This window comes from Micromonospora sp. NPDC049900 (assembly GCF_044461025.1).
Taxonomy (GTDB): domain Bacteria; phylum Actinomycetota; class Actinomycetes; order Mycobacteriales; family Micromonosporaceae; genus Micromonospora.
Window position 1 is genome coordinate 502,730 of the sequence record NZ_JBITKM010000004.1, and the last position, 8,265, is coordinate 510,994.

General features: G+C 72.5%; 5 protein-coding genes and 1 pseudogene. 3 read left to right on the forward strand and 3 right to left on the reverse strand.

All coding sequences use genetic code 11. The features are described 5' to 3' along the window. Positions 1–167: 167 nt before the first annotated feature. Together ACIBMZ_RS13910 and ACIBMZ_RS13915 are read right to left on the reverse strand one after the other, a co-directional pair. Positions 168–1,400: a deoxyguanosinetriphosphate triphosphohydrolase gene (locus ACIBMZ_RS13910; RefSeq protein ID WP_396693485.1), complete on the reverse strand. Its 1,233-nt coding sequence runs from the start codon at positions 1,398–1,400 to the stop codon at positions 168–170. Beyond that, positions 1,397–1,750, reverse strand: coding sequence for a VOC family protein (locus tag ACIBMZ_RS13915; RefSeq protein WP_396693487.1), 354 nt, complete (start codon positions 1,748–1,750; stop codon positions 1,397–1,399). The genes ACIBMZ_RS13910 and ACIBMZ_RS13915 overlap by 4 nt, the downstream gene beginning before the upstream one ends. Before the next feature lie 290 nt (positions 1,751–2,040). On the opposite strand from ACIBMZ_RS13915, the gene ACIBMZ_RS13920 reads away from it, so the two are divergent. Beyond that, complete coding sequence (locus ACIBMZ_RS13920) at positions 2,041–2,541, forward strand: roadblock/LC7 domain-containing protein (protein ID WP_396693489.1); 501 nt, start codon at positions 2,041–2,043, stop codon at positions 2,539–2,541. A gap of 61 nt (positions 2,542–2,602) precedes the next feature. Here the strand turns inward: ACIBMZ_RS13920 and ppdK are convergent, their stop codons facing one another. Further along, positions 2,603–5,407: a pyruvate, phosphate dikinase gene (gene ppdK, locus ACIBMZ_RS13925; RefSeq protein ID WP_396693490.1), complete on the reverse strand. Its 2,805-nt coding sequence runs from the start codon at positions 5,405–5,407 to the stop codon at positions 2,603–2,605. 307 nt (positions 5,408–5,714) lie between these two features. Here ppdK and ACIBMZ_RS13930 point away from each other — a divergent pair, with 307 nt between their 5' ends. Both ACIBMZ_RS13930 and ACIBMZ_RS13935 read left to right on the forward strand, forming a co-directional pair. Continuing rightward, entirely contained in the window at positions 5,715–7,589 is a 1,875-nt protein-coding gene (locus tag ACIBMZ_RS13930) for a beta-N-acetylhexosaminidase (protein ID WP_396693492.1), read from the forward strand. Positions 7,590–8,047: 458 nt separating this feature from the next. After that, a pseudogene (locus tag ACIBMZ_RS13935) lies at positions 8,048–8,265 on the forward strand (phytochelatin synthase); the annotation flags it as partial.

The window sequence follows — 8,265 nt, forward strand, 5'->3', positions numbered from 1 at the left end:
GCTAACCTAACTAACCCGGTGGTCGTCCACCCCGGTACCCGATCCCCCGCCGCCCGGCGCGCTGTGGATGTAAGGAAGGGTCCCTTCCTATACACCAGGCGTTAGCAGGGGACCCTTCCTTACACACCCAAGCCCACACCCCACAACCCAGCCCCGCGCGCGGACGGTCAGGTGCCGAGCAGGCGGGTGTGCCAGGAGAGTGCGGCCGGATCGGTCAGCGAGGCCACCTGGTCGATCACCACCCGCAGCCGGGCGGCGTCGTCCGGCGCGGAACGCCACGACGGCGCGAACACCGGGTCGAGCGCCTCCGGCGCCCGCCGCGTCAGCACCGCCACCAGCTCGGTCAGGATCTCCCGCTGCCGTTGGTAGCGCTGCGAGGCGCCGGGACGGCGCATCACGTACCGCAGCGCGATGCCCTTGAGCAGCGCACACCGGGCCCGCAGCGGCCGGGGTACGACGAGGTCGGCCGCGTAGCGGCGGTGCGGCCCGGGCCCGTACCGGTCGGTGGTGGCCGCCACCGCGGTCGCCACGAACCGTCCGGTCAGCACGCTGGTGGTGGCCTTGAGCGCGGCCTGCGCCCGGTGACTGCCGTCGTACCCGGCCAGCCGGGCGAACAGCGGATCGGCCAGCAGCTCCAGCAGCGTCTGCTCCAGGTAGTCGGGCGACTCGGCCGAGTAGACGGCGGCCACGTCGGCGCAGAGCGCGGCCCGCTCGTCGGCGTCGACCCGCAGCGGCTCCAGGGTCAGGTATCCGCCGTGGATGCCGTCCTCGACGTCGTGCACCGAGTACGCCACGTCGTCGGCCCAGTCCATCACCTGCGCCTCCAGGCAGCGCCGCTCGCCGGCCGGGCTCCCCTCGCGCAGCCACTGGAAGACCGGCAGGTCGTCGGCGTACACCCCGAACTTGCGCCGGCCGGGTCGGCGGGTCCATGGGTACTTGCCGACGGCGTCCAGCGCGGCGCGGGTCAGGTTCAGTCCGGCCGAGGTGCCGTCGGCGGCGTACACCTTGGCCTCCAGGCGGGTGAGCACCCGCAACGTCTGGGCGTTGCCCTCGAAGCCGCCGCAGTCGGCGGCGACCACGTCCAGTGCGGCCTCGCCGTTGTGTCCGAACGGCGGGTGTCCCAGGTCGTGGGCGAGCCCGGCGGTGTCCACCACGTCCGGGTCGCAGCCCAGCCGCGCGCCCATCTCGCGGGCGATCTGCGCCACCTCCAGCGAGTGGGTCAGCCGGGTCCGCAGGAAGTCGTCGGTGCCGGCCGTGTGCACCTGGGTCTTGGTGGCGAGTCGGCGGAACGCCGCCGAGTGCAGCACCCGGGCCCGGTCCCGCTCGTACGGCGACCGGCCGTGGTCGGCGTCCTTGGCCGGCTCGCCCACCCAGCGCGCCTCGGCGCCGTCAGCGTTCAATCCCCCGCCTGCCGCAGGACACAGAACTCGTTGCCCTCCGGGTCCGCGAGCACCGTCCAGTCGTCGCCGTCCTGGCCGACGTCGACGTGCCGGGCGCCCATGTCGACCAGCCGCTCCACCTCGGCCTCCCGGTCGGCCGGGCGCAGGTCGAGGTGCAGCCGGTTCTTGCCCTCCTTGACCCCGCCTCCGCGCACGAAGAGCAGACCGGGCAGCCGGTCGGGGGACTGACGGATCTCCACCTCGTACGACAGCTCGCGCACCACCTGGTAGCCGAGCGCCTCGGCCCACCAGCGGGCCAGCCGTCCCGGGTCGCGCGCGTCCACGGTCAGATGCGTCCAGACGCTGGTCATGCCGGCACCACCGGCCGGCCGTCGGCACGACTTCCCAGCAGTGCGGTACGCGATTCCATCCGGCCACCCTTCGCGACGACGGTCCACGGGCGAGCCCAGGTTACGCCCGCTCGGCCGGTACGGCCCGGTCACGACGTCCCCCGTCGTGGTCACATCCCCCGATCAGTCGAGAGTTGCCGACCGATTGCCGACGGTCACGGGATCGCCTAACTTGACGCCGACAGGTAGCGTCGCCACTGCGGAACGTCACTTGTTGAGGCGGAGACACGACCGGTGGGAGAGACACGCTCGTGAACGCGGAAACGATGATGGGCACCGAGTTGCGTGGGCTGCGTCGCCGTCGCCCCGAGATCGCCGGTGTGGTCCTCGCCGGCATGGACGGCCTGCTGATCTCCAGCGACCTGCCCACGACCGACGCCACCCACCTCGCCGCCCTGGCCGCCGCCAGCTTCGGCCTCGGCCATCGGATGGCCACCACGGTCCGACGGGGAGAGTTCCACGAGTCCGTGGTGCACACCGCCGCCGGTTGCGTGGTCACCTATCCCGCCGGCCGGGACGCCCTGCTGACCCTGGTCGCCGAGCCGGGCGCGGATCTGGTCGCGCTGCGCGAGGAGGCCCGGGGCGTGGTCGACCGGGCCGGTGCCGCGCTCGCCGCCCGGCACCGCCCGACGTTGCCGACACAGCGTTCCGATCCGCACGCCCCGCTGGCGGTACGCAACCCGATGGCGACCCTGCCGAGTCGACGTCCGCACCGCGACCCCTACATCACCTGGCGTCGACCTCCGATGTGAACCCCGGGCCAGTGGTCCCCGATACCGGGCCGATGGACGCATGTCCACCGACCCGGCTGCGTCACCGGCTGTCCGAGCCCGCCGTGACCACCGCAGCCCGCCCCGCCTCCAGCCGGGCCACCGGCACCCGGAACGGCGAGCACGAGACGTAGTCCAGCCCGACCGAGTGGAAGAAGTGCACCGAGTCCGGGTCGCCGCCGTGCTCGCCGCAGACCCCCAGCTTCAGGCCGGGGCGGGCGGCCCGTCCCTCCTCGGTGGCGATCCGCACCAACCGGCCGATCCCGTCGGCGTCGATCGACTCGAACGGCGAGATGCCGAAGATGCCCAGTTCCAGGTAGCGCCAGAAGAAGGCACCCTCCACGTCGTCCCGGGAGAATCCCCAGCCCATCTGGGTCAGGTCGTTGGTGCCGAAGGAGAAGAACTCGGCCGCCTCGGCGATCTGCCCGGCGGTCAGCGCCGCCCGGGGCACCTCGATCATCGTGCCGATCAGCACCTCGACGTCGCTGCCACCGACCACCTCGCCGATGATCCGCTCCGCCTCCGCGCGTACCGTCTCCAGTTCCTGCACCGCGCCGACCAGCGGGACCATGATCTCGGGGCAGGACCGTACGCCCTGCCGGGCGCACTCCACCGCCGCCTCGGTGATCGCCCGCACCTGCATCGCGAACAGACCGGGGATCACCAGGCCGAGGCGTACGCCGCGCAGCCCCAGCATCGGGTTCTCCTCGTGCATCCGGCGGACGGCGGCCAGCAGCGCCTCCTCCTTCGCGACGTCCTCGCCGCGCTCCTGGGCGACCGCCACGTCGACCGCGAGCTGTTCCAACGGAGGCAGGAACTCGTGCAGCGGCGGGTCGATCAGCCGGACGGTGACCGGTTGCCCGTCCATCTCCCGGAAGATCTCCACGAAGTCGGCCCGCTGCAACGGCAGCAGCGCGGCCAGGGCCTGCTCCCGTTCGTCCGCCTCGCGCGCCAGGATGAGCCGTTCGACCAGCTCACGCCGGTCACCGAGGAACATGTGCTCGGTGCGGCAGAGCCCGATGCCCTCGGCGCCGAAGCGCCGGGCCCGCGCCGCGTCGGCGGCGGTGTCGGCGTTGGTGCGTACCGTCAGCCGCCGCGCGCCGTCGGCGTGCGACATGATCCGGTGTACGGCCCGGACCAGCGCGTCGTCCGTGCTCTCCGGGTCGAGTTCGCCCTCGAAGTACTGCACCACCTCGGACGGCGTGGCCGGCACCTCGCCCAGATACACCTTGCCGGTGGTGCCGTCGATGGAGACCACGTCGCCCTCGGTGACCGTCCGCCCGGCCACGGTGAACCGCCGGCCGGGCACGTCGATGTCCAGCTCGTCGGCGCCGGAGACGCAGGTCTTGCCCATCCCCCGGGCCACCACGGCGGCGTGGCTGGTCTTGCCGCCGCGGGAGGTGAGGATGCCGCGTGCGGCGATCATGCCGTTGAGGTCGTCCGGGTTGGTCTCCCGGCGGACCAGGATCACGTCCTGGCCCTCACCGGCCAGTTCCACCGCGCGGGCCGAGGTGAAGACGACCCGGCCGACGGCGGCACCCGGCGAGGCGCCGATGCCGGTGGCGACCGGCTGGAACTCGTGGTCGAGCTGGAAGCGGGGGAACATGAGCTGGGCCAGTTGGGCGCCGTTGACCCGGTGCAGTGCCTCGTCGAGGTCGATCAGGCCCTCGTCGACGAGCTGACCGGCGATGACGAACGCGGCGGCGGCGGTCCGCTTCCCGACCCGGGTCTGCAACATCCAGAGCTTGCCGTGCTCGATGGTGAACTCGATGTCGCACAGGTCCCGGTAGTGCCGTTCCAGCCGGGCCATGTAGTCGAGCAACTCGTCGTAGGAGGTGCGGTCGATCCGCTCCAACTCCTGCAACGGCACGGTGTTGCGGATGCCGGCGACCACGTCCTCACCCTGGGCGTTGGCCAGGTAGTCGCCGTAGATGCCCTGCGCGCCGCTGGCCGGGTCACGGGTGAAGGCGACCCCGGTGCCGGAGTCCGGCCCGAGGTTGCCGAAGACCATCGCCACCACGTTGACGGCGGTGCCGAGGTCGGCCGGGATGCGCTCCTGCCGCCGGTAGACCACCGCCCGCTCCGCGTTCCACGAGTCGAAGACCGCCCGGATGGCCAGGTCGAGCTGCTCGCGCGGCTCCTGCGGAAAGTCCCGCCCGGTGTGCTCCCGGAAGATCTTCTTGTACGTGTCGACAAGTCCCCGCAGGTCGTCCGCGTCCAGGTCGAGGTCGTCGGTGGTGTTCCGGGCCCGCTTGGCCTCGTCGAGCGCCTGTTCGAACGCCTCTCCCGGCACCTCGCAGACGGTCTTGCCGAACATCTGGATCAGCCGCCGGTAGGAGTCCCAGGCGAACCTGTCGCTACCGCCGGAGGCGGCCCGAGCGGGACTGCCGCCGGAGGCGGTCGGATCTGCGCTGCCGCCGGAGGCGGTCGAGTCGGGGCCGGCCGGATCGGTGGAGACGCCGGCCTGCCGGGCCAGGCCCCGCACCGAGCGGTCGTTGAGCCCGACGTTGAGGACGGTCTCCATCATCCCGGGCATCGAGAACTTCGCCCCGGACCGCACCGAGACCAGCAGCGGGTCGTCCGGGTCGCCGAGCCGTCGACCCATCCCCCGCTCCAGGGAGTCCAGGTGACGTGCGATCTGGTCGGCCAACCCGTCGGGCTCCGCCCCGGTGGCGAGGTACGCCTGGCATGCCTCGGTGGTGATGGTGAAGCCGGGCGGAACCGGCAGGCCGAGGTTGGTCATCTCGGCCAGATTGGCACCCTTGCCGCCGAGCAGGTCCTTGAGATCCTTGTTGCCCTCGGCGAAATCGTAGACGTACTTGCGTTCGACCGTTTCCTGCGTCACCAAAGCCTCCCACGCGCCCGGATTGACACTTAACGAAGGTTCAGTTTCCGAATGCCCCGGGGTCGGCCACTGGTAATCCGGGGACTATTCCGATCGGTGGGCGAAGGCTAAGCGAACTTCGCGAGCCCCGGGACCATTCGGTGACAATGGGCACAGCAATCACGACCGGGTGCGTTCGTCACGGTCTCTGGGAACGTTTCCACGTGCACGAATACGCAATGGCCGACCTCCCCGTACTCTTGACGGCACGCAGCGTCACCCTCGCACCATTGCCAGAACCTCCGCGACTACACCCCTCGGAGCCGTCGTCGTGTCCACGCCCTCCACCGCCGCCCCCGTACCGCCCGAGAACACCGCCCCGGCCGGCGTACCCGCCGCGCGGACCGGCACCACGGCGGACCGCACGCCACCCGCCGCCCCGGAGGCCACCGCCGTCGGCGCGGTCGCCGCTGGAGAGGCCGCCGTCGTCGGCGCGGTCGGCGGGGCGGTACGCAGCACCGGTGAGCTGGCGCAGACGGCCGCGCGGGAGGCGGCGGCACAGCTCGCCCGGCCCGCGCCGGTCCGGCTCGACGACGTGGTGCCGGCCCCGGAACGGGTCACCCCGGACGCCACCGCCGACCACCTGCTCACCGCCGACGCGGTGATCCGGGTCAGCGCCGAACCCGCCGCCCTGGCCGTCGCCGAGCAGCTCGCCGCGCTGCTGCGTCCCGCCACCGGGTACCCGCTGCCGGTGACCGACACCATCGCGCCCGCCCCGGCCGGCGGCATCGCCCTCGACCTGACCGGCGGCCCCGACCTCGGCCCCGAGGGCTACCGGCTCGACGTCGCCCGCGACGGAGTACGGCTCACCGCCGACACCGCCGCCGGCCTGCACCACGGGGTCCAGACGCTGCGCCAACTGCTGCCCGCCGACATCGAGAGCCACACCCCGGTCGCCGGGCGCTGGGTGCTGCCCGGCGGGTCGATCCTCGACCGGCCCCGCTACCCGCACCGGGGCGCCATGCTCGACGTGGCCCGGCACTTCTTCGGCGTACCCGACGTGCTGCGGGTGATCGACCACCTGGCCCGGTACAAACTCAACCGGCTGCACCTGCACCTCACCGACGACCAGGGTTGGCGGATCGCCGTCGACTCCTGGCCCGACCTGAGCACCGTCGGCGGGACGACCCAGGTGGGCGGCGGGCCGGGCGGGTACTACACGCAGGCCGACTACCGCCGGATCGTGACGTACGCCGCGGCGCGGCACATCACCGTCGTCCCCGAGATCGACCTGCCCGGGCACACCAACGCCGCGTTGGCCGCGTACCCGGAACTCGCCCCGGACCGGGCCGCGCCGCCGCCGTACACCGGCACCGAGGTCGGGTTCAGCTACGTCGACCCGGCACACGAGCGGACGTACGACTTCGTCGCCGACGTCCTCGGCGAACTCGCCGCGCTCACCCCCGGCCGGTGGCTGCACATCGGCGGCGACGAGGCGTTCAAGGTGCCCGCCGACGTCTACGCCGCGTTCGTCGAACGGGTGCAGCGGATCGTCGCCGGGCTCGGCAAGACGGTCGTCGGCTGGCACCAGATCGCCCCGGCCGGGCACGTCGACGGGCGGATCCTGCAGTGGTGGGGCACGAACGGCGACGACCCGCAGACCGCCGACGCGGTCCGTCGGGGCGCCCGCCTGGTCCTCTCCCCCGGCAACCACGCATACCTGGACATGAAGTACGCCCCGGACACGCCGATCGGGCACGACTGGGCCGGTCTCGTCGACGTACGCCGGGCGTACGAGTGGGACCCGGGCACGCACCTGACCGGCGTACCGGCCGAGGCGGTGCTGGGGGTGGAGGCACCGCTCTGGACCGAATCGGTGACGAACCTCGCCGAGATCGAGTTCATGCTGCTGCCCCGTCTGCCCGCCATCGCCGAACTGGGCTGGTCCCCCCGCCGCACCCACGACTGGGACGCCTTCCGTCGACGACTGGCCGGGCACGGCCCGCGCTGGACCCGGGCCGGTATCACCTTCCACCACGCACCCGAGATCCCCTGGCCCGCCACCCCGACCTCCGGAGGTAAGGAAGGGACCCTTTCTATACACGAGGCGTTAGTAGGGGACCCTTCCTTGCCTCCGGGCGAGCGCGCCGTGCCCGCTCCCCGATCCCCGAACTCCCCAGACCGCCCCACCAGCCCCACCGGCTGACGACCGGAGCAGCCCGCGCGCCCCGGTCGACCGACCGGCCGTCACTGCGACCACGGCGCTTCGTGGCGCGAGGGAGGGGCCGGATCGGGCCCTCCGCGACCAGGCATCCGGGACGCGCGGCATGCCCGTTGTGGCACTCAGCATCCGGGTTGGCTGGTGAAACCTGCGCCATGGCGTCCGGTTTCGCGCCGGAATGCGAGGTCGTCGTGGCCGCCCCGATCGCGGAATCACCGGCCGGGGCCGGGGGTTGTACATGGCATGACCGCGACGCCTCCCCCGGCGCCGCACCCCGGGGACCGGGTCGGAATGACCCCGCACCCCCCGGCGTTACACCTGACTCGGACGTCGTGAGCGGCCCCCGGCCCCCGACGGTTCCGATCGCACCTTCCCCCTTTCGCACGGCCCCGGCACACCCCCACGTGGGCCGCGCGCACCCCCGACGAAAGGTTCAGATCATCATGCGTACCGCAATCTTCCGCAAGGCTGCCCTGACCGCTGCCGGCCTCGCCTTCACCGGCGGCGCCATCGCCGGCCCGATCACCACCGCGTACGCCGCCCCGGCTGGTCCGCCCGCCGCCACGGTGCAGGCCGACCGTAAGGGCCACGGCGAGCGTCAACTCGACGTCCGCTACGAAGCCCAGCCCAACTTCTACTACTGCGGCCCCGCCGCCGCCCG